The organism is Mesorhizobium sp. P3_A9 (assembly GCF_056402975.1).
Window position 1 is genome coordinate 1 of record NZ_JBFUGJ010000039.1, and the last position, 21,770, is coordinate 21,770.

Sequence of the window (21,770 nt, forward strand, 5' to 3'; positions counted from 1 at the left end):
GCCGAGAACATCTATCTCGGCCGCGAGCCCAAGGCGCGGTTTGGCGGCATCGATTTCCGTGCCATGAACCGCGCCGCGCAGAAGCTTCTGGACGACCTCGAATTCGACATTCGAGCCACCCAGTACATGATGAACCTCTCGGTCGCGCAGATGCAGCTGGTCGAGATCGCCAAGGCGCTCAGCCACGACGCCGAGGTCATCTTCATGGACGAGCCGACCTCGGCGATCGGCGAGCGGGAGGCGCAGCATCTGTTCGCCGCGATTGGCCGCCTGCAAAGACAGGGCCGCGGCATCGTCTACGTGTCGCACCGCCTGTCGGAAATATTCCAGGTCGCCGATTCCTACACGGTCTTCCGGGACGGTTCCTATGTCGGTAGCGGGGCGCTTGCCGAGATCGACCGGCCCGGCCTGATCCGCATGATCGTCGGCCGTGAGCTGTCCGAGGAATACGTCAAGACCAACACGCCGACCGAGGAAATCGGACTCGAAATTGCCGGGCTGAGCTGCCCGAACAAGATCGAGGACATCTCCTTTTCAGCCCGCAAGGGCGAGATCTTCGGCATTTACGGGCTGATGGGGGCTGGGCGGACGGAAATCTTCAATTGCCTGTTCGGGCTCGACAGGCCTTCGGCTGGAACCATCGCCATCGACGGAAAACCGGTCGCCATCTCGAAGCCAGCGGATGCGATGGCGCATGGTCTGGCGCTGGTCACCGAGGATCGCAAGCTGACCGGCCTCAATCTTTCCGATTCCGTGCGCGCCAACATCTGCATGGCCAGCCTGCCCGAGATGAGCCCGGCCTTTGCCATGGACCGGCCGCGCGAGGCGGAAGCGAGCCGCCGGATGCGGGAGCGATTTCAGATCAAGGCGGCGCGCGACACCATGCCGGTCTCCAGCCTGTCAGGCGGCAACCAGCAGAAGGTGGTGCTCGGCAAGTGGTTCCTGCGCAACCCGAAGGTGCTGCTGCTGGACGAGCCTACCCGTGGCGTCGATGTCGGCGCCAAGCGTGAAATTTACCGGATCATCTGCGACTTCGCCGCCGCCGGCGGCACGGTGGTGATGATCTCTTCCGAGATCGATGAAGTTCTCGGGATTTCGGACCGGATCATGGTGATGCGGGCCGGCAGAAGCGCCGGAATCTTCAGGCGGGAGGAAACGGATGCGCAATCACTCGTCCACCTATCGACCTGAACAGGGTTCGGCGGCAAAGGAGCCAGGAATGTCGGTTGGCGACAAGAAGACGATGCAAGGCTGGCTCGGTTCCGAGCAGCGCCGGCTGCTGATCCAGGAGTACGGCATCTTCCTTGCCTTCCTGATCCTGGTGGCGGTGCTCTCGGTCTCCAACGAGTTCTTCCTGACCGCCGGCAACATCTCCAACGTGCTGCTGCAGACATCGATCAACGGTGTCCTGGCCATCGGCATGACTTTCGTCATCCTGACCCGCGGCATCGATCTCTCGGTCGGCTCCGTCGTCGCGCTCGCGGGTATCGTCAGCGCCAGTTTCATGACCACTTCGGCGACCGCCGGCATCGCCGGCGCGCCCTATCCGGTTGCCTTGGGCCTCGCTATCGGCCTTCTGGTCGGCATTGCCTGCGGCGCGATTTCGGGCCTCATCGTGTCGCGCTTCTCGGTGCCGGCCTTCGTGACGACGCTCGGCATGCTTTCGGCGGCGCGCGGCATGACCCTCATCTATGGCGGCGGCCGTCCGGTTCCCGCGCTGACGCCGGCTTTCCGCTGGATCGGCACCGGCGACGTCTTCGGCATACCCGCGCCGGTCTTCATTCTTGCCGTCGTGTTCGCCGTGTCGTGGTGGATCCTCAACCGGACGCGTTTTGGCCGCTACATCTATGCCGTCGGCGGCAACCCGCACGCGGCCCGGACCTCGGGCATCAACATCACCCGCATCCAGTTCCTCGTCTATATCATTTCCGGCGGCCTTGCCGGCTTCGCCGGGATGCTGCTCAGCGCCCGCACCGGATCCGCGCTCCCCCAGGCCGGGATTGCCTATGAGCTCGACGCGATCGCGGCGGTGGTGATTGGCGGAACCAGCCTGTCGGGAGGCGTCGGCCGGGTGACCGGCACGCTGATCGGCGCGCTGATCATCGGCGTCATGAACAACGGCCTCGATCTGATGGGCATCCAATCCTACTACCAGCAGGTCCTCAAGGGCGCCTTGATCGTCGGCGCCGTGATGCTCGACCAGAAGCGAAACTACGGGGCCTAGGCCCCTTTCCGGTACCGGACCCGCGTCAGCGCGTCCGCTGCAAGGCGAACCATGTCGGTCGCTCACTCAAGGTGGAGGTAACGAAATGAAAAGATGGATGATCGCGCTCGCATCCGCGACCGCACTGCTGGCCGCGCCGGCCATGGCACAGGACAAGATCAAGATCGGCGCCGCGCCCTACGGGCTGAATGCCGAGTTCATGCAGATCTGGGTGGCCGCGCTGCAGGACCATCCCGCCGTCAAGAGCGGCGAGGTCGAACTGACGGTGTTCGACGGCCGTTATGACGCGCTGGTGCAGCAGGACCAGTTCAAGACGATGGTCACGCAGAAATACAACGCGATCATCTTTGCGCCGATCGACGTCGACGCGGGCGCTGCCGCCGTGCAGGCCGCCGCCGACGCCGGCATTCCGGTCATCGGCTCGAACACCCGCGTCCATTCCGATCTTCTGACCTCCTATGTCGGATCGGACGACACGATCTCTGGCTACATGGAAGCCAAGACCGTGCTCGACAAGATCGGCTGCAAGGGCAATGTGGTCATCCTCGAAGGTCCCGTCGGCCAGTCCGCGCAGATCTCGCGCCTGGAAGGCAATAAGAAGGCGCTGGCCGAATGCCCCGACGTCAAGGTGCTCGAGGACCAGACGGCAAACTGGTCGCGCGCCGAGGCCCAGACGCTGATGGAGAATTGGCTCACCGCTCACCCGAACCAGATCAATGGCGTGATCGGCCAGAACGACGAGATGGCGCTCGGCGCCATCGAGGCGATCAAGGCAGCCAAACTTGACGTGAAGAGCTTCTCCATTGCCGGCATCGACGGCATCACCGACGCGCTGCATGCCGTCAAGAACGGCGACATGACCTCGATCCTGCAGGATGCGCGCGCCCAGGCGCAAGGTGCGCTCGATCTTGCCATCCTCAATGCCAAGAAGGGTGACTACAAGCCGCAGTCCGACATCTGGGAGACCTACAAGGACATGCCCTGGAAGGACGGCAAGGAGAAGCTCTACAATGTACCGTGGACGCCGGTGACGGCTGACAATGTCGACAAGCTGCTTGCGACGCGCAAGTGATCCAGCCGCGGGGTGGGCTTTGCGGCCCGCCCCGCATTCCGTCAGGCCGAGAAGAGAACCATGACCGAAACAATAGATGTTGATCTCAATTTTTCGCTGGGCGGCAAGGTCGCCCTGGTCACCGGCGGCGCGTCGGGCATCGGCAGCGCCATCGCATCGGCATTCGCCGCAAAGGGCGCAATTGTCGGGGTGATCGATATCAATGAAGCGGTTGCGCAGGCGAAAGCCGCCGAACTCGGCAATGGCGCGAAGGCCTTCGTGTGCGACGTGTCCAGCACGCAATCCGTGGACGCCGTGTTCGCTTCGGCGCTGGCGGCATTCGGCGATATCGACATCGTCGTCAACAGCGCCGGCGTCGTCATGCTTGCTCCTGCCGAGGAACTTAGCCTCGACGCCTGGGACAAGACTATCGCCATCAATCTCAAGGGAACGTTCCTGATTTCGCAGGCTGCCGGGCGCGCCATGATCAAGGCCGGCAAGGGCGGCAAGATCATCAACATGGCCTCGCAGGCCGGCACCGTGGCGATCGACCAGCACGCCGCCTATTGCGCCTCGAAATTCGGCGTCATCGGCCTGTCCAGGACGCTTGCCGCCGAATGGGGCAGGCACGGCATCACGGTCAACACGATCTCGCCGACCGTGGTTCTGACCGAGCTCGGCAAGAAGGCCTGGGACGGGCCGCGCGGCGAGGCGCTGAAGCTGCGCATTCCGACCGGCCGCTTCGCCTTCCCGCAGGAAATCGCCGCCGCTGCCGTGTTCCTGGCCTCGAACGGCGCCGACATGATCAACGGCGCCGACCTTTTGGTCGACGGCGGCTACACCATCATCTGAGCGGCGGGAGCAACAATGCAGCGTTTCATCAACAATCCCGACGAGGTCGTCGAGGACACGGTCAAGGGCTTCGTCAAGGCGCATGCCGACATCATCAGGCTCGGCAGCAGCAACCCGCGCGTCATCGCGGCCCGCCATGTCCCGGTCGCCGACAAGGTCGGCGTGATCACCGGCGGCGGCTCCGGTCACGAGCCGGCCTTCATCGGCTACACCGGCCGCAACATGCTGGACGCGGTCGCGGTCGGCGAACTGTTCTCTTCGCCGACGGCCAAGAGCTTCCTCGACGCGGCGCGCGAGGCCAATGGCGGCAGAGGCGTCGTCTGCCTCTACGGCAATTATGCCGGCGACAACATGAATGTGAAGATGGCCATCAAGCTGGCCGCCAAGGAAGGCATCGAGATCGCCACTGTCGTCGCCAATGACGACGTCTGCTCGGCAGGACCGGACGAGCGCGAAAAGCGTCGCGGCGTCGCCGGCGAGATCTTCATGTGGAAATGCGCCGGCGCGCTGGCGGCGGAAGGCGCAAGCCTCGAGGATGTGCAAGCGACGGCGCAAAGGGCGATCGACAATTGCCGCTCGATCGGTGTTGGCCTTGGCCCCTGCACGCTGCCTGCCGTCGGGCATCCGAATTTCCTGATCGAGCCGGGCACGATGGAGGTCGGCATCGGTCACCACGGCGAGCCGGGCGTGCGGGTCGAGCCGCTGAAGCCAGCGGCCGACATTGCGCGAGATATGGTCAAGATCGTGCTCGACGATCATGCGCTTGCGGCGGGAACCGAAGTGGCGGTGCTGGTGTCCGGCCTCGGCGCGACGCCGGTCAACGAACTCTACATCCTCAACGACACCATCGAGGCCGAGATCCGCGGACGCGGCCTGGTCATCCACAAGACCTATGTCGGCAACTATTTCACCTCCTTGGAAATGGTCGGCGCCACACTCACGGTCATGGCGCTCGACACCGAGCTGAAACGGCTGCTGGACGTCGATGTCGATTGTCCCGCAAGGCTTTAGGAAACAGGCAGATGCAGCAGTTTGACAATGCTTCCGCGGGCGACATCGTGCTTTCGCTCGCCGACCGGATCATCGAAAACCGGGCCTATCTCAGCGAGATCGACGGCAAGATCGGTGACGGCGACCACGGCGTCAACATGGCCAAGGGCTTCGGCATGGCGGCGGACAGGATCAGGGGCAACGACATGTCGCTGGCCTCGGCCTTCGATACGCTCGGCACCGTGCTGATGACCGAGATCGGCGGCTCCATGGGACCGCTCTATGGCATCATGTTCACCCAGTTCGCCGAAACGATCGAAGCCTCCCCGTCGATCGGCGCCGAGACCTTCGGCGCCATGCTGGGCAGCGGCCTCGAAGGCATCCAGACGATCGGGTCGGCCAAGGTCGGCGACAAGACCCTGCTCGACTCGCTTGTGCCGGCCGTCGAGGCCTTCAACAGCGCCAACGCCGCCGGCAAGCCGTTTGCGGACGCGCTCGACGCGATGGCCGCCRCCGCCGACGAAGGCCGTGACAGCACGAAGAACCTCGTGGCCAAGATCGGCCGCGCCAGCCGGCTCGGCGAACGTTCGGTGGGTGTCCTCGACGCCGGCGCGACATCCTGCGCGTTGATCCTGACAACCCTGGCGTCCGGCGCCAAGCAGAAGCTGCGGTCGCCCGCGACCGCCAGCCATTGATTTATGAATATGCTCCTCCCGAGCAAAGGCTCCCGGCTGACATTGCAGCCGGGAGCGCGCTAGATGGCCGATCGCGGCAAGATTGAGAGTTCTCCCGTTTGCGCYCATCTTGACGATCGATCTTGGATTCGGGGAAACCAGGCAGCATGACCGTCAAGACATCATCGGCGCGCAAGAACGGAACCGAGGCGGCGGCCGAGCCCATCCCCTTGCGCTACGGCGACGATCCGTATGTCTGGGCCTGCTGGCTCTACTACGAAGACCACATGACGCAAGGCGACATCGCCGAGATCATGGGCATATCGCGGGCGACGGTGAACAGCTATCTGGCCGACGCCCGCGCCCGCGGCATCGTCAACATCTCGCTCGAACCGTCGCGGCTGAGTTCGCTTTCGATCGCCCAGGAACTCAAACGCCATTTCGGCCTGCATGACTGCCTGGTGGTGCCGAGCGACGACAACGCACGGCCGCTGATCGACCGCCTCGGCGGGGCAGCGGCGCAGGCACTGGCCAAGCTGTTGAAATCCGGCGACACGCTTGCCGTTGCCTGGGGACGCACGGTGCTGGCGATCGGCGAGCAGGCATCGGTGCCCGGCCTTCAGGACGTCACCGTTGTCCAGGCCACCGGTGGAACGGCCGCCAACTTCGCCTATACGCCGGAGCTCTGCGCGTCGGCCATCGCCGGCGCGGTCAAGGCGCGGCTGATCAACATCACGGCGCCCGCCGTCGTCTCCACCGCCGAAGTCCGCGACATGCTTTTGCGCGAGCCGCTCATTCAAAGCCAGTTCGACGCGCTTGCCAAAGCCAACAAGGCACTCTTCGGCATCTCGTCGCTGCGTCCGAACTCGACGATCCACACCAGCGGCTTCTTCGAATCCGTTTCGCTGCAGCAATATCTCGCCAGGAACGCGGTCGGCGTCGTCGCAGGCCGTTTCATCGATGGCCAGGGCCATCCGGTGGCCGGCCCACTCGACGATCGGACGATCGGCATATCGCTGGACATGTTGAAGGCCATCGGCCTGCGCATCGCCGTGGCCGGCGGCTTCGACAAGGTGCCGGCGATCCTGGCCAGCCTGCGCGGCGGCTACGTCAATGTGCTGATCACCGACGCCGCCACCGGCCGCGGCATCCTCAATGCCGACGGTGTCACGGAGCTCGACCAGAAGCTGTCGCAGCGCCCGAGGGTCGACAACACGATTGCCCTGCCCAGCAATTACCGGACCCATATCAAGAAATTCCTCAACGACCCCGACGATGTCGTCGAGGAAATGCTCGACGGCGTGGTCAAGGCCCATGCCGCCTACATCAAGCCGATCAAGGGTTCCAACCGTGCCCTGGTCGCCCGCACCGGGCCGAGGCCCGGCAAGGTCGGGCTGGTGATCGGCGGCGGCTCGGGGCACGAGCCGTGTTTTCTCAGCTATGTCGGCAAGGGCCTCGCCGACGCCGTGGCTGTCGGCAACATCTTTTCCTCGCCTCCTCCCGGGCCGATCCTCGAGTGCACCCAGGCGGCATCCGGCGGCGAGGGCGTGCTTTTCGTCTACGGCAATTATGCCGGCGACGTCATGAACTTCGACATGGCGGCCGAGATGGCGGCGGACAAGGGCATCGAGGTGCGGACCGTGGTGACCACGGATGATATCGCCTCCTCTCCGCTGGAGGACAGGGATGGCCGCCGCGGTGTCGCCGGCAACTTCTTCATGTTCAAGATCGCCGGGGCCGCTTGCGACCGTGGCCTGTCGTTGGATGCCTGCGAAGCGGTAACACGCAAGGCCAATGCGCGGACCTTCACCATGGGCGTCGCGCTGGAGCCCTGCTCGATGCCGCAGACCCGCCGCCACAATTTCGAGATCGGCCCCGACGACATCGAGATCGGCATGGGCATCCATGGAGAACCCGGCGTCATCCGCGAAAAAATGATGAGCGCCGATGCGATCACCGACCGGGTGATGGACCGCATCTTCTCCGAAATGAAGCCGGCGGCGGGCGACCGCGTGGCGGTGCTGATCAATTCCTTCGGCGCGACGCCATTGATGGAACTCTACATCCTGTTCCGGCGCGTCGAACAGCGGCTGAGTGCCAAGAGCATCCAGATAGAGGCGAACTGGGTCGGCCACTATTGCACGTCGCTCGACATGGTCGGTGCATCCATTTCGATCCTGCATCTCGACAATGAGCTGTCGGAGCTTTTGCGCCATCCTTGCGATACGGCCGTGCTGCGGATCGGTTGAGGACAACAAGAGATGCGTCTTACGGACCAAGGCCGCATCCTGCTTGAACTGGGAGGACCATGATGTCGGACAACGCCGCACGACGCCTGAGCAGGATGTTCTACCGCATATCGATCGCCATCGAGGCGGGAAAGGATCGACTGTCCGATCTGGACGGCGCGATCGGCGACGCCGACCACGGCATCACCATGTCGCTCGGCTTCATGGCCGTGAATGCCTATCTGGCCAAACTCAATCTCGACGACACGCCTCCCTCGGAGATCTTCACGGCCGCCGCCTCGGCCTTCCTCGACGCCGTCGGCGCCTCCACCGGACCGCTCTATGCGACCGCATTCCGAAGGGCCGGACAGGCGCTCAAGCAGGATGAATGCCTCTCGCTCGCCGACCAGGCGGCGATCATCAAGGCGATGACGGCCGGCATCATGGAACGCGGCAAGGGGCAGCGCGGCGACAAGACCATGCTGGACGTGTGGATCCCCGCCACCGAAGCCGCGCTCAACGCACAGGCCCGCAATGCCGGTGACCTGGATATGTGGAACAGCATCCTCGAAGCCGCGGAAGCCGGCGCCAACGCGACGCGGTCCATGGTGGCGGCGCGCGGACGGGCGGCGCGGCTGGGAGAGCGGTCGCTCGGGCACATGGACCCGGGCGCCGCATCGGCCGTCATCATCCTGCGCGCGATGAAGGACACCTTCACCGAGAGCGCGCCTCGCGGGCACTGAAAATCGAGCTGTGCCTCGATTGGTCCCGGAAATGGCCAGCTGCCTGCCAGCACAGGTTACCTTGCCAACGAAGAACCGAGCGTTTACAGGCGTTATCGGTGGAAGCGATCCTGCTTGAGGGGCGGGATTTGCAAAGCGGGGCAACAATGATGCGTGATAGCAACGCCTATGCGGTTGCGAGCAGGGACATCGTCTTCGAATCCTTCGATGGCGAGGCCGTGGTGCTCAACCTTGCGAACGGCAAGTATTTCGGCTTCTCCGATTCCGGCAGCAGGATCTGGCAGGCGCTGTCGTCCGGGGTCGATGCCCAGGCCCTGACCGGGCTTACCGCCGGCGGTTCGACACTCGGCGCGGCTGAAGTCGAACACTTCATCTCGCAATTGCTCGAACTGGGGTTGCTGGTGCGCTCAGAAGCGGCGGCGCAATCCCTGCCGGGCGATTTGGCTGCCGAGCTTGCCGCCACGAACGAGCCTCTCAAGGTGAGCATTCACGACGACCTCGCCGACCTGATCATCGTGGATCCCATCCACGAGGTCGAGGAACCCCTCGGCTGGCCGGCGGTCAAGCAGGCTTCCTGACGAGCCGGCTGCATCAGAGATAGGGGCGCATGATGCCGCGCGTCACGCTCGAAACCTTGCCGGATTACGCCCGGTATCTCATCACCGCCGCAGAAGCCGCACACTATCCGGCCACGCGGACGGTCCGCCTGCCCCGGCTGGAGCTGACCGCGCATGTCGGTCCCGGTATGCTTGCGGAGGCGCTTGGCAACGCCTTCGTGGAGGCCGCGCATGATGATGCCGAACCGTCGGCATGCCGCATCTTCATCGAGCACCCTGGCATTTGCGGCATCCCTGAGCCGGCACGGTGGGGCGACGCGCATTTCACCGAATACGGCTTTGCCGAACGGCTCGCCGAGGCCGGGCTGCGTGGCCACTATTTTCACGATCTGGATTTCTGGCAGGTCTACGACCCGCAACGCCGCGTTGGCGTGCAACTGATGGCTGCGGCCGATGCCTTTCCGCCCTGGGAGCCGGCAGCGCCGCTGCGGGCCTTCCTGCACTGGGACTATGCGGCGCGCGGCATGCGGCTKACCCATGCCGGTACGCTGGGTGCCAATGGCAAGGGCGTGCTGCTCGCCGGCGCGGGCGGCGCCGGGAAATCCGGCACGGTCGCCGCCGGTCTGCTCAATGGGCTGGACAGCGTCGGCGACGACTACGTGCTGATCGATCTCGCGGGCGGCGTGACCGCGCGGCCGCTGTTTTCGACGCTGAAGCAGGACCCGCAAGGGTTCACACGGCTGGGGCTGAAGCAGCGGCTGAAGATCGAGAGCCCCTTGAACTGGCAGGGCAAGCACACGTTTCACATTGCCGACATCGCGCCACGGCCGGTACCAGCGGCGCTGGACATCGTTGCACTGGTGGTGCCACATATCGGCGGTGGCGAGACGAGTTCGATCGTGCCGGTGTCGCGTCGAGACGCGATGATTGCACTGGCACCGTCGGGCATCATGCAGATGCCGGGGGAACGTGAAAGCGGTTTCCGCTTCTTCGGCGATCTCACCCGCCTGCTGCCAAGCTACCGCCTGTCCCTGGGAACGCGTCCCGAGGAGATTGCCGGTACTGTTGCGGATTTTCTAACACGGGTTGCTTCGTGAAGTTGAGCGTGATCATGCCGGTCTACAACCGCGAACGCTATGTCGTTCCGGCCTTGCGCTCGCTGCTGCGCCAGCGCGATGCCGCCGATCTCGACATCATCGTCATCGACGATGGCTCGACCGACGGTTCGGCGGAGGCGGTGCGTTCGATGATGGTCGAGAACCCCTGCATCCGCCTGTTCCGGCAAGAGAATATGGGCGTCGCCAGGACACGCAATGCCGGGCTGAGAAGGCTGCCCGCAGACGCCGAATTCGTTTCGTTCCTGGATTCGGACGACATCTCGCTGGCCGGGCGCTTCAAAACGGATCTCGCGCTTTTCGGCGCCGACCCCACCCTGGAGTTGACCTATTCGCTGATGACATTGGCTGACCGGATTGACGACGAGAGGCTGGAGCCCGCGCCCGACAGCCACACCATGACGCTTCGGGGAATTTCGCTGAGCACCGCCCTGTTCCGCAGGGGCCTTGTCGAGCGCACGGGCCAATTCGACGAGGAGTTCGAGCAGGCCGAGGACACAGACTATCTGCTGCGGGTTTTCGAAACGGGTCCGAACTACGAATTGCCTGATACCGTCGCGGTCTACTACCGGCGCCACGCCGGGAATATTACCAAGGGACATGACAGCCGGGTCCGCAACCATTTGCGCGCAATCCACAAGTCGATGCGACGGCGCAAGGCCGATCCGTCGTTGCGCGAGGTTCAGGGTATTTTCGAACTGAAGAGCCCATTTACCGATTGGCGGATGATGTGATGCCGAGGCTGAGCGTGATCATGCCGGTCCATAACCGCGAGACCCTTGTGGGGCCGGCGCTACGTTCGCTGCTCAGGCAGCGCGACGCCGCCGACCTCGACATCATCGTCATCGATGACGGCTCGACCGATGGATCGGCTGAAGCGGTGCGCTCGATGATGGCGGAGAACCCCTGCATCCGCTTGTTTCAACAATCCAATTTGGGCGTGACCCGGACGCGCAACACCGGGCTGCGACTGGTCGAAGCGGAGACCGACCTTGTCTCCTTCCTCGATTCGGACGACATTTCGCCGGTCGGACGCTTTGCGGCCGATATCGAGCTCTTCCGCAACGACCCAGATCTGGATCTCACCTATTCAAGGATGATGCTGGTCGACAAGATCGATGACGAGCGCCTGGAGCCCGCAGCTGGCAGCCGCAGCATCACGGTTCGCGGCATCCATTTGTCGGCGGCGATTTTCACACGCCGGCTTGTCGAGCGTATCGGTGTCTTCGATGAAGCCTTCAATCAGGCGGAGGACACCGACTACCTGTTGCGCACCTTCGAAAGCGGACCAAGATATGTGACACCGGAGACCGTGGCCCTCTACTACAGACGCCATCCCGGCAACATGACCCGACAGACCGACGTCCAGTCGCGTGAATTCATGCGCGCCATTTACAAGTCGATGATCCGCCGCAAGGCAGACCCGACCTTGCGGCGGATCGAAGGCATCTTCGAGCTCAAGGATCTCGCAGACTGGCAGTTCATGTGATGAGCGGATACGGCGTCGTCATCCCGGCCTTCAACGCCAGCGGCACCATCGCCGAGACGCTGCTATCGGTCGCGGCGCAAACGGTGCGACCTGAACTGGTGGTGATCGTCGACGATGGGTCGACCGACGATCTCGCTTCGGCGATCGCCGGAACGGACCTGCCGGTGCGCTTGCTGAGCCAGGCAAATGCCGGGCCTGGCAGCGCCACGACCAGGGGCATCGCCGCGCTGTCGACGCCGCTCATCGCGACGCTCGATTCCGACGACCTCTGGCTGCCGGACAAGATCGAGAGACAGCTGGCGCATCTCGACAGATGTCTCGCGACAGCGGGGGTTTTCTGTCACTGGCGGAATTTCCGCAACGACCGGCCCGACGCGCCCGAGGCCGAGGCCGTGCCCGGCTGGTCGCGGACCACCATGATGATCCGCCGTGAGGTCGCCGACACGGTTGGACCCATCGTCGATCCGCCGGGCGGCCGGGGCGAAATGATCGACTGGATCGCCCGGGCGCGCGAGGCGGGCCTTGCCCTCGACATGCTGGACGAGGCGCTGGCGCTGCGCCGCATCCGGCCGGGCAGCCTGTCCTATGGACGCGATGCGGCCCGCGACCGCGGCTATCTCCAGGTGGCGCGGCTCGCCATGCTGCGGCGGGCGCAGAACAAGGCCGGCTCGAGCTGATGGTGAATATTCGCCGTATTGAGCGTCGCTTCCCGGACTATGGCTGGTCATGGCCGACGGGCGGGCTCGACCAGTTGCTCAAGGCCGCACTTCTTCCCGACGAGGACGTTGCTGCCGCTTGCGCCGGCCGCTGGCTGGACGAGAACGATATCGATCACGTCTCGTTCCGCGAGCACCGGCTGCTGGCCGCGATCTCCGACAGGTTCGGCAGGAAGCTCGCCGGCCATTCCGCTTATCCGCGCCTCGTCGGCCTGCAGAAAATGTTGTGGACCAAATCGCGCATGGCGATGCGCGAAGCCGAACCGGCGCTAAAGGCGATGGCCAATGCCGGATGCCGGGTGATGCTGATCAAGGGCGCCAGCCGCATCGCATTGAACGCCTCGGCACAGCGCGGCCGGGTGGCGCACGACATCGACATATTGGTGCTGCCGCAGGACATGCAAACGGCCTTCGACGTGCTGCGCGACGGCGACTGGCAGATCGCCACTGGCGTCAGCCCGCAATATCTGCGGACGAGACTGGCGTCGTTGCGCTCGATGAACTTCTTCATGGGCAATCTTGGCGACATCGACCTGCACCAACTCGCCTATGACGGTTCGCAGCGAAGCGAGGAAGACGACCTGGCCATCTGGCAAAGGGCGAATGCCGCCGAGTTCAGCGGCGTCGGCGTGCTGGTGCCATCGCCCGCCGACCGCATCGCGCTTGCCATCGCGCATGGCGGGCTCGACGCCCACACGCACAGCGACTGGCTGGTCGATTGCGCGGTGGCTATCCGCGGCGGCGATGTGGACTGGGATGTGTTCCTCGATGTTGTCGCCAGGCGCGGCCTTGCCGTCGCCGCGGCGGTGGCGCTCTCCTATCTGGCGCTTGAAACAGGCGTGACGACGCCGGACAGGGTGCTGGCGCGTGTGCTTGACATGGCCGACCGCACCGGCCTCTCGCGCTGGTCTGCGGTGCTGCAGGCCAAGCCGCGGACCGATTTCGGCAGGCTGGTCTGGCTGTCGCGCGGCCTTGCCAAGCAGTTGCGGCTGAGGCGCAAGAGCGGTCGGCTGCGGCAGGAGCCGGCGGCCAAGGCCTGGCGTGGCAAGCCAGCCCGCAACGAGCCGTCGCAGACGCTGCCGCCACCTGTGTTCTCACAGGCCATACCTTGCCCACGAACGGCGGGCGACATGATGCTGGACATCACGGTCAGGATCAGTGTTCCACCGGTCCGCCGCCGCATCGAAATGGAGATCAATGCCGATGACGACCATATTGCGCGCCTGCGCGCCATGGCCATCAGCCGGTCCGGTGGCGAACGGGTGCTGCATTTTCGCGGCAAGGTGACGCTTGACGGGCAAGGACACGCCGTGACGCTGGAGGCGCGACCTTCCCGGCAATTCCGCCAATGGGACGACGACGCGACAGTGGCCGCCTATGGCGCACTGCCCTTCCATCTGATCTCGGCGACATTTTCGCCGTTGCGCTGAGATATCGCGCGGCTCTGGGCTATGCCTGACTGCCGGCCGCCGTCGAGACAATGTCCGTGCGTTCACGGGCCCTGATCTGGGCAAGCATCCATGCCGACAGGGACAATGGCACCAAGATGCCGATGCCAAGCCCGACAAAGTTCACCAGATGAGCGATGGCAGGATAGAGCCAGACCAGCGCCAGGAAAATCCGAGGCACGTTGGCGCGCGTCGAGAACAGGTAGGCGACAGCAACGGCAAGACCGACCGTGTCGTAGCTGTAGCCATAAGGCGTCGCAACAGTTGCCAGCACCGCGGTGAGAACCACTCTTTCGCCATGCTGGACCTGCCGCCAGGGCAGCCAGATCCAGATGCCGGCGGCGATGGCGGCGATCGTCGCAACCGCCTGCATTGCATAGGCGACTGTCAGCCCCGCGCCGCAAGCGCGCGCCAGGAAGAACATGGTTGCGGCATTGGCCTGGTAGGGTTGCGGATAGGGCGCCTCCAGTATCGCCGTCATCAAGGGGCGGGTTTGCGTCCAGAACAGGTGCCAGACGTCGAAGCCGAGCGAGGCGCCGGTCAAAATGAACAGCGCGGCCGATGACAGGGCGGCGGCGGCGATGGCGCGCCAGTTGCCGCTGGCCAGCAGGCAGAACGGGACCAGAATACCGAGATGCGGCTTGACCGTCAGCAACCCGAACAGCAGCCCGGCAAGGATCGGCCGCTTTGGCGCGACGGCCAATCCACCGATGAGGAGAGCGGTGATCAACGCGCCGTTCTGACCGAATATGGCGTTGACGAATACGGCCGGACACACACAGATGGCTGCTTCGGCAAGCGTGCCCAGTTTCAGCGGCCGCACCGCCAGCCAGAGGCAGAAGACGGTGCCGAAGGTCCAGATGAAATAGGCGGCAAAGATCGGCAACAGCGCCAGCGGCGCGCCGAAGATGAGGATGCTGGGCGGGTAGCTCCATTCCTGATTGGGAAGATCGGGCGAGAACATCTGCCGCAAGGCCGCGCGATAGGTGTCGACGTCGAACAGCCAGGCGACATGGCCGTCGAGCGCCATGCGCCCACCGGCCCACAGATTGGTGAAATCCCAGTAGGGCAGCCGGTCGCTGAGTTCGGAGAAGCCGTGCTCGTCGAAGGTCCACAAAGCAAGGTGGTAGCGCAGGCCGACCAAAATCCCGGTGCACAGCACAAGGGCCGCGAAACGGAAATCGGATCGATTGCGGGCAGTCTGATTGACCGGTGCCATTGTGCTGTTTTCCAAGACCCTGGCGGCCTTGATAAGGGATGGGCGTTAAGATCGGCTATACGGGGCTCTCGTGCTGCTTCGTCACCCGCCGCAGCGTCAGATTGATCCTGCCGCCGTTCTTGAGCAGTGCCGAAGTCGACGGGTAAATGCGGTCGACGCCATGGAAGGCAAGGCGGCCCTCGCCGCCGAGCACGACAACATCGCCGCTCTTCAGCCTGAACGACTTGGTGGCGCCCTCGCGCGTCGCCTGGCCGACCCTGAACAGGCAATCATCACCCAGCGAGACGGAGACGACGGGTGCCGAGAGATCGGCCTCGTCGCGATCCTGGTGCAAGCCCATCTTGGCGTCCGCCGTGTAGAAATTGATCAGGCAGGCCTGCGGCGGATTCGGATAGCCCGACACCTGCCGCCAAAGATCGAGCAAGCCCTCCGGGATCGGCGGCCATGGCTCTCCGGTCAGTGGATGCGTCGGCTGGTAGCGATAGCCGCGCTCCTTGTCGGTGACCCAGCCGAGCGGGCCGCAATTGGTCATGCGCACGCTCATCTCCTTGCCGGTGCGCGGCATGGCCGGCACGAACAGCGGCGCCTGCTGGACGATGCTCCTCACCGCCTCGACCAGCGCCTCCTGAACAGAGCGGGAGAGATAGGCCGGCATGTGACGGACGCCGTTGGGCAAAACGAGCATGGGATCGCGCACCTTGAGATAGTTCGAGCCCGCAAGATGCCACCATCAAGGGAAAACGGCGACCCGAAAGCCGTCGCCAATATCACCGCACTTGCCGATGTCGGGATGAATGGCGAATTCGCCCCCCGGTCCGGTGAAACGCGGTTGACGAGTAAACATGAATTACATAGTCAAGTTTTGAACTTGAGTGTTTAAATCAACAATTTTGATGCCGGCGAGAGGGAGAGGTCGCTGGCAGCGAATGGCAAAGAGCGAGGCATATTGACGTGACGTTTAATGAGGGATCCAACATGGTCTGGGGTGGCGGGGTTTGGTGCCGGGGATTGCTCGCCACGACGTGCCTTGTGACGCTGCTCGGTGCTCATCCAGCACTAGCGCAGCAAGCCGCCACCCAGCCACAAGATGGCACGCTCGAGCCGATCACGGTCAGCGGCAAGGGCGGCGGGGTCACGTCCGGGGATGATGACAAGACGGTGGCCGCCAAGCGCAGCTCCGGTGCGACCAAGACGGACACGCCGCTCATCGAAACGCCCCGCTCCGTCTCGGTGGTGACGCGCAAGGAGATCGAGGAGCGCGGCGCGCAGGACATCATTGAGGCGGTGCGCTATTCGGCGGGCGTCAGCACCGGCGCCTATGGCTTCGATCCGCGCTTCGACCAGATCTACATCAGGGGCTACGACGCCACGACGCTCGGCGACTACAAGGACGGCCTGCGCCAGCCCTACATCAATTACGGCACGTTCCGCACCGATCCCTATTCGCTCGAACGCGTCGAGGTCATCAAGGGACCGGTATCGGTCCTCTACGGCGCGGGAACACCGGCGGGCATCGTCAACAAGGTGCCCAAGCTGCCGACCGAGGACAGGATTCGCGAAGTCCAGTTGCTCTATGGCACGAAGGACAGGGCGCAAGCGGCCTTCGATTTCGGCGGGCCGGTCAGGGAAGGCAGCGACGAATTCCTCTACCGGATCGTCGGCTTGGCGCGGAACGGCGACACCAATTTCGACATCGCCGACGACCGCTATTTCCTGCAGCCGTCGCTGACCTGGAACCCCGATGCCGCCACCTCCTTCACCATCTACGGGCTGGTGCAGGCCGACGAGACGGATACCAATGTCGGCGCAATCACCGACGCGTTGGGAAAGGTTCACGCCCTGCGCGCAAGCGATCCAGACTACGACTATCAGAAGATCCGGCAGCAGCAGATCGGCTACAAGTTCGAGCACGATTTCGGCGACGGCATCACCGTGCGCCAGAACGTTCGATATTCCCACCTCGACCTGAGGTCGCGCTATCTTGCGGTCGCCAGTTGGACGGGCACGGTCGCGCATCGTTATGCGAACTCTATCCGCGACGAAATGAACGTATTCCAGGCCGACAACCAGGTCGAAGCCAAGTTCGACACCGGCGCGCTCGCTCATACAGTGCTTCTCGGCCTGGACTATACGAACCTGACTTCATCCTTCGGCTATGGGATAGGTCCCGTTGGTCCTGCCTACGATTTCGACATAGCCAATCCGACTTACGGTGTTTCCGGACCGACGCCGGACTACAATTTCACGACGTCCGATGCGGATCTGCGCCAGACCGGCATTTATGCGCTGGATCAGGTCGAGCTGGACAGATGGCGCTTCACGCTCGGTGGCCGGCAGACCTGGGTCGAGCAGACGCGTGACTACGGTGGTGGCGGTTCCGAGGGCTTGAACAAGAACGCTTTCAGCATGCAGGCAGGCGCCCTCTATCTGTTCGACAATGGCGTTGCGCCCTTCGCAAGCTATGCGACCTCGTTCGAGCCGGTAACGAACCGTTCCGAGTCGGGCGGCATTCTTCAGCCGACGAAGGGCGAGCAGTTCGAATTGGGGGTCAAGTATCAGCCCCCGGGGACTGACATCCTGCTGTCGGCGGTCGCCTATCATCTCGTCGAGAAGAACAAGCCAGTCGTGGTCGATGCCAATGCGGGAACGTACCGCGCGCTGGGCGAAGTCACCAGCAACGGCTTTGAGCTCGAGGCGCGTGCCGGCATCTCGGATGGGCTGGATGTGATCGCCGCCTATAATTACAACCATGCCGAGATCACGGGCGGTGGTCCCAACTCGACGGAGATCGGCAAGGTTCCCGCCGTCACGCCCGAGCATGTCGCGAGCCTCTGGGCCAACTACAAGTTCGACGAAGGCAGTGCCGCGCCGGGCCTTTCGGTCGGCGCGGGTGCAAGGCTGCAGAGCGCGACCTACACCGACACCACCAACACCGCCAAGAATGATGCCGCGATCTATCTCGACGCCTCGGCGTCCTATGATTTCGGCGCCATCGACAAGACGTATGAAGGTGTCAGCGCCGCCTTCGCCGTCCGCAATATCGCCGACGAGCGTCCCATCGTGTGCAACAGCGGCTATTGCTATTTGGGCCAGGGCCGCAACATCACGGCTTCGCTGAAGCGCAGCTGGTAGGGCGTGCGGTGTTTGCGCGTCTGCTGGACGCGCAAATGCTCTTGTCAAACTCGGTCAAGCACGCGATCGGTGTGGTGCTTAATCGCCCTCTACCCGGCCGCGCAGCTTCTTGATGGTCCCGCGCCCTGCCTTGCTCTTCAGCCGCCGCTCCACCGAGCCTTTCGACGGACGCGTCTTCTTGCGTGGCGGTGGCGGCGGTTCGGCGGCCTTGGCGACCAGAGCCGTGAGCCTTGCCCGGGCATCCGCCCGGTTCTGTTCCTGGGAGCGAAAGCGACCGGCCTCGATGACGATGACGCCGTCCTTGGTGGCGCGCTGGCCGGCAAGCTTGATCGTCCGCTCGCGCACACGTTCCGACAGGCCGGCCGCGTTGGCCGCGTCGAAGCGCAATTGCACGGCGGTCGCCACCTTGTTGACGTTCTGGCCGCCCGGACCCGACGAGCGGATGAAATCCTCGTGCAGATCGCCCGGATGGATCACGGCTTCGCCAGATATAATGATGTCGTCGTCGATCGGCATGSCGCAGTCATGGCGCGGCGGCGKRMAAAAGAAAAGGCCCGATCGMGACCGGGCCTTCACTGGTGCCGAGCGGCAATGATGACAAGCGGTTTGACGACTACTCCGCCGCTTCCTGCATGCGCGGCGCCGCACCGAGCACGACAGCGTCCACATGGCTCTCGAATTTCTCGAAATTGACGGCGAACATGCCGACCAGTCTTGCCGCTTGCCGGTCATAGGCAGGCTTGTCGGCCCAGGTCGAGCGCGGATCGAGAATGGCGTTGTCGACACCAGGCACGGCCACCGGCACCTTGAAGCCGAAATTGGCATCAGTGCGGAATTCGCCTGTCTTCAGCGAGCCGTCGAGTGCGGCGGCAAGCAAAGCGCGCGTCGCCTTGATCGGCATGCGCTTGCCGGTGCCATAGGCGCCGCCGGTCCAGCCGGTGTTGACCAGCCAGCAATCGGCGCCATGGCTGGCAATGAGTTCGCGCAGCAGATTGCCGTATTCCGACGGATGGCGCGGCATGAAGGGTGCGCCGAAGCAGGTCGAGAACGTTGCTTCGGGCTCGGTGACGCCCTTTTCGGTTCCGGCGACCTTGGCCGTGTAGCCGGAGAGGAAATGGTACATCGCCTGCGCCGGGGTCAGCCGCGCGATCGGCGGCATCACGCCGAAAGCGTCGGCGGTCAGCATGATAATGTTTCTGGGGTGACTGGCGCGCCCGGTCTTCGAGGCGTTGGGGATGAAGTCGAGCGGGTAGGCGCAGCGGGTGTTTTCGGTCAGGCGGCCATCGTTGAAGTCCGGCACACCGTCGGCGTCGAGCACGACATTTTCCAGCACCGTGCCGAAACGCTGCGTGGTGGCGAAGATCTCCGGCTCGGCTTCGGCCGACAGCTTGATCGTCTTGGCGTAGCAGCCGCCTTCGAAGTTGAAGATGCCGTGCGGGCCCCAGCCATGTTCGTCGTCGCCGATCAGCGTGCGCGACGGATCGGCCGACAGCGTCGTCTTGCCGGTGCCCGACAGGCCGAAGAAGACGGCGGCGTCACCGGCCGGTCCCTCATTGGCCGAGCAGTGCATCGGCATCACGCCCTTCTGCGGCAGGAGATAGTTGAGCATGGTGAACACCGACTTCTTCATCTCGCCGGCATAAGAGGTGCCGCCGATCAGCACGATCTTGCGGGTGAGATCGACGGCGATCACGGTTTCGGTGCGGCTGCCATGGCGGGCAGGATGGGCGCGAAAGGACGGCAAGTCGATGATCGTCATCTCGGGCACGAACTGCTCGAGCTCGGCTTTGTCCGGACGGATGAGCAGATTGCGGATGAACAGCGAGTGCCAGGCAAACTCGGTGATGACGCGCGTCGGCAGTTTCAGCTCGGCATCAGCGCCGCCGACCAGATCCTGAACATAGAGATCCTTGTCCGCAGCGTGGGCAAGGAAATCGGCGAACAGCGTCTCGAACTGGGCCGGCGAGATCGCCTTGTTGTTATCCCACCAGACATGCGCCTCGGTGGCGGCGTCGCGGACGACGAATTTGTCCTTGGGCGAACGGCCGGTGTGCTGGCCGGTCTCGGCTACCAGCGCGCCATGTGCGGTCAGCCGGGCCTCGCCGCGCCGGATCGAGTCCTCGTAAAGGGCGGCCGCACCGAAATTGTAGCGTACCACGCCGGTGGTTTTCAGGCCGATACGATCGATCGGGCAAGCAGGATTGCGTTTGCCGACTTCCGACATTGGTGTCCCTTCTTCGATTTTCCGCATCTTTGCCGGCGTCTTTCCGGCACGCCCACTGCGCAGGCTGAGATGGTCAAAACCAGAAAAGCCAAATGATATCAAATCATTAATCGATTTAAATATTTTGAAAGTTGTTTAAATCGTTTATATATGCGAAAAGTTTCACGGTTGCCCAAAGGATTGGCGATGTTCGTTCGTCCAATCCATGTCGAGGTTGAATTGTGGCCGGCGGCACCCCGCGCGTGACAGCGGACAAGGCCTATGCCACATTTTGTACCTAATTTGTCCTGCAAAAGCCCCTTCTCTACGAAAGAAGGGACAGCTCATGAGGGAGCCGCTTGAAATGGCAACRATCGCGCTTGTCGATGACGACCGCAACATTCTGACKTCGGTGTCGATCGCCCTCGAATCCGAGGGATATCGCGTCGAGACCTACACGGATGGTGCGTCCGCGCTGGAAGGCCTGGCGGCACGTCCGCCGAATCTTGCCATTCTCGACATCAAGATGCCGCGCATGGACGGCATGGAGCTCTTGCGCCGGATGCGCCAGAAGTCCGACCTGCCGGTGATCTTCCTGACCTCCAAGGACGACGAGATCGATGAATTGTTCGGCCTCAAGATGGGCGCCGATGATTTCATCCGCAAACCGTTCTCACAGCGCCTGCTGGTCGAGCGGGTGCGCGCCGTGCTGCGCCGTGCCAGTGCCCGCGAAGCTGCGGCAAAGGCGCCCAGCCAGCAGGCCCGCTCGCTCGAGCGCGGACAGCTTGTCATGGACCAGGAACGCCATACCTGCACCTGGAAAGGCGAACCGGTGACGCTCACCGTCACCGAATTCCTGATCCTGCATTCGCTGGCGCAGCGCCCCGGTGTCGTAAAAAGCCGTGATGCGCTGATGGATTCAGCCTATGATGAGCAGGTCTATGTCGATGACCGCACGATCGACAGCCACATCAAGCGGTTGCGCAAGAAGTTCAAGGCTGTCGACGACGACTTCGAGATGATCGAAACCCTTTACGGAGTCGGATACCGGTTCCGCGAAGCGTAATTTGATGTATGTCGAGCAAACGCGGTCCCGGGGCTAGGGGCTGCGACATGCGTCAAACCGAAG

Annotated in this window: 20 protein-coding genes; 16 read left to right on the forward strand and 4 right to left on the reverse strand. The window is 63.7% G+C overall.

What is annotated here, in order from left to right; translation table 11 throughout:
• The 14 genes from AC1DX0_RS09150 to AC1DX0_RS09215 form a co-directional block, all read left to right on the forward strand.
• The coding region (locus AC1DX0_RS09150; RefSeq protein ID WP_477355053.1) for a sugar ABC transporter ATP-binding protein at window positions 1–1,191 on the forward strand (1,191 nt) is incomplete at its 5' end.
• 28 nt (window positions 1,192–1,219) lie between these two features.
• On the forward strand, window positions 1,220–2,224 hold the full coding sequence (locus AC1DX0_RS09155; RefSeq protein ID WP_477218600.1) for an ABC transporter permease: 1,005 nt from the start codon (window positions 1,220–1,222) through the stop codon (window positions 2,222–2,224).
• Window positions 2,225–2,309: 85 nt separating this feature from the next.
• Window positions 2,310–3,296 carry a substrate-binding domain-containing protein gene (locus AC1DX0_RS09160; RefSeq protein WP_477218601.1) on the forward strand — a complete coding sequence of 329 codons (987 nt, stop codon included), beginning with the start codon at window positions 2,310–2,312 and terminating at the stop codon, window positions 3,294–3,296.
• A gap of 60 nt (window positions 3,297–3,356) precedes the next feature.
• On the forward strand, window positions 3,357–4,127 hold the full coding sequence (locus AC1DX0_RS09165) for an SDR family oxidoreductase (protein ID WP_477218602.1): 771 nt from the start codon (window positions 3,357–3,359) through the stop codon (window positions 4,125–4,127).
• A gap of 15 nt (window positions 4,128–4,142) precedes the next feature.
• Window positions 4,143–5,138, forward strand: coding sequence for a dihydroxyacetone kinase subunit DhaK (locus AC1DX0_RS09170; protein WP_477218603.1), 996 nt, complete (start codon window positions 4,143–4,145; stop codon window positions 5,136–5,138).
• Between the two features lie 11 nt (window positions 5,139–5,149).
• Window positions 5,150–5,812 carry a dihydroxyacetone kinase subunit DhaL gene (gene dhaL, locus AC1DX0_RS09175; protein WP_477355056.1) on the forward strand — a complete coding sequence of 221 codons (663 nt, stop codon included), beginning with the start codon at window positions 5,150–5,152 and terminating at the stop codon, window positions 5,810–5,812.
• A gap of 146 nt (window positions 5,813–5,958) precedes the next feature.
• The gene (locus AC1DX0_RS09180; RefSeq protein ID WP_477218605.1) at window positions 5,959–8,040 is read left to right on the forward strand and encodes a bifunctional sugar-binding transcriptional regulator/dihydroxyacetone kinase subunit DhaK; all 2,082 of its coding nucleotides are present in this window, start codon (window positions 5,959–5,961) and stop codon (window positions 8,038–8,040) included.
• Window positions 8,041–8,102: 62 nt separating this feature from the next.
• The gene (gene dhaL, locus AC1DX0_RS09185; protein ID WP_477218606.1) at window positions 8,103–8,762 is read left to right on the forward strand and encodes a dihydroxyacetone kinase subunit DhaL; all 660 of its coding nucleotides are present in this window, start codon (window positions 8,103–8,105) and stop codon (window positions 8,760–8,762) included.
• 98 nt (window positions 8,763–8,860) lie between these two features.
• Window positions 8,861–9,340: a PqqD family peptide modification chaperone gene (locus AC1DX0_RS09190; RefSeq protein ID WP_477218607.1), complete on the forward strand. Its 480-nt coding sequence runs from the start codon at window positions 8,861–8,863 to the stop codon at window positions 9,338–9,340.
• Window positions 9,341–9,369: 29 nt separating this feature from the next.
• A complete protein-coding gene (locus tag AC1DX0_RS09195) occupies window positions 9,370–10,416 on the forward strand; it encodes a serine kinase (RefSeq protein ID WP_477218608.1) in 1,047 nt (348 codons plus the stop codon).
• Window positions 10,413–11,168: a glycosyltransferase family 2 protein gene (locus AC1DX0_RS09200; RefSeq protein WP_477218609.1), complete on the forward strand. Its 756-nt coding sequence runs from the start codon at window positions 10,413–10,415 to the stop codon at window positions 11,166–11,168. Before AC1DX0_RS09195 ends, AC1DX0_RS09200 begins: the two co-directional genes overlap by 4 nt.
• Entirely contained in the window at window positions 11,168–11,923 is a 756-nt protein-coding gene (locus AC1DX0_RS09205; protein WP_477218610.1) for a glycosyltransferase family 2 protein, read from the forward strand. The genes AC1DX0_RS09200 and AC1DX0_RS09205 overlap by 1 nt, the downstream gene beginning before the upstream one ends.
• A complete protein-coding gene (locus tag AC1DX0_RS09210; protein WP_477218611.1) occupies window positions 11,923–12,600 on the forward strand; it encodes a glycosyltransferase family 2 protein in 678 nt (225 codons plus the stop codon). Before AC1DX0_RS09205 ends, AC1DX0_RS09210 begins: the two co-directional genes overlap by 1 nt.
• Window positions 12,600–14,069 carry a nucleotidyltransferase family protein gene (locus AC1DX0_RS09215; RefSeq protein ID WP_477218612.1) on the forward strand — a complete coding sequence of 490 codons (1,470 nt, stop codon included), beginning with the start codon at window positions 12,600–12,602 and terminating at the stop codon, window positions 14,067–14,069. The genes AC1DX0_RS09210 and AC1DX0_RS09215 overlap by 1 nt, the downstream gene beginning before the upstream one ends.
• Before the next feature lie 19 nt (window positions 14,070–14,088).
• On the opposite strand, the gene AC1DX0_RS09220 is transcribed toward AC1DX0_RS09215, so the two are convergent.
• Window positions 14,089–15,306, reverse strand: a complete 1,218-nt coding sequence (locus tag AC1DX0_RS09220) for a glycosyltransferase family 87 protein (protein WP_477218613.1) — start codon at window positions 15,304–15,306, stop codon at window positions 14,089–14,091.
• 55 nt (window positions 15,307–15,361) lie between these two features.
• A complete protein-coding gene (locus AC1DX0_RS09225) occupies window positions 15,362–15,991 on the reverse strand; it encodes an alpha-ketoglutarate-dependent dioxygenase AlkB family protein (RefSeq protein ID WP_477218614.1) in 630 nt (209 codons plus the stop codon).
• 290 nt (window positions 15,992–16,281) lie between these two features.
• Between AC1DX0_RS09225 and AC1DX0_RS09230 the strand changes: the two genes are divergently transcribed.
• On the forward strand, window positions 16,282–18,438 hold the full coding sequence (locus AC1DX0_RS09230) for a TonB-dependent siderophore receptor (protein ID WP_477219098.1): 2,157 nt from the start codon (window positions 16,282–16,284) through the stop codon (window positions 18,436–18,438).
• Between the two features lie 78 nt (window positions 18,439–18,516).
• On the opposite strand, the gene arfB is transcribed toward AC1DX0_RS09230, so the two are convergent.
• Together arfB and AC1DX0_RS09240 are read right to left on the reverse strand one after the other, a co-directional pair.
• Entirely contained in the window at window positions 18,517–18,954 is a 438-nt protein-coding gene (arfB, locus tag AC1DX0_RS09235; RefSeq protein WP_477218615.1) for an alternative ribosome rescue aminoacyl-tRNA hydrolase ArfB, read from the reverse strand.
• Window positions 18,955–19,051: 97 nt separating this feature from the next.
• Window positions 19,052–20,662: a phosphoenolpyruvate carboxykinase gene (locus AC1DX0_RS09240; RefSeq protein WP_477218616.1), complete on the reverse strand. Its 1,611-nt coding sequence runs from the start codon at window positions 20,660–20,662 to the stop codon at window positions 19,052–19,054.
• Window positions 20,663–21,005: 343 nt separating this feature from the next.
• On the opposite strand from AC1DX0_RS09240, the gene AC1DX0_RS09245 reads away from it, so the two are divergent.
• A complete protein-coding gene (locus AC1DX0_RS09245) occupies window positions 21,006–21,707 on the forward strand; it encodes a response regulator transcription factor (protein ID WP_010912942.1) in 702 nt (233 codons plus the stop codon).
• The last annotated feature ends 63 nt before the right edge of the window (window positions 21,708–21,770 follow it).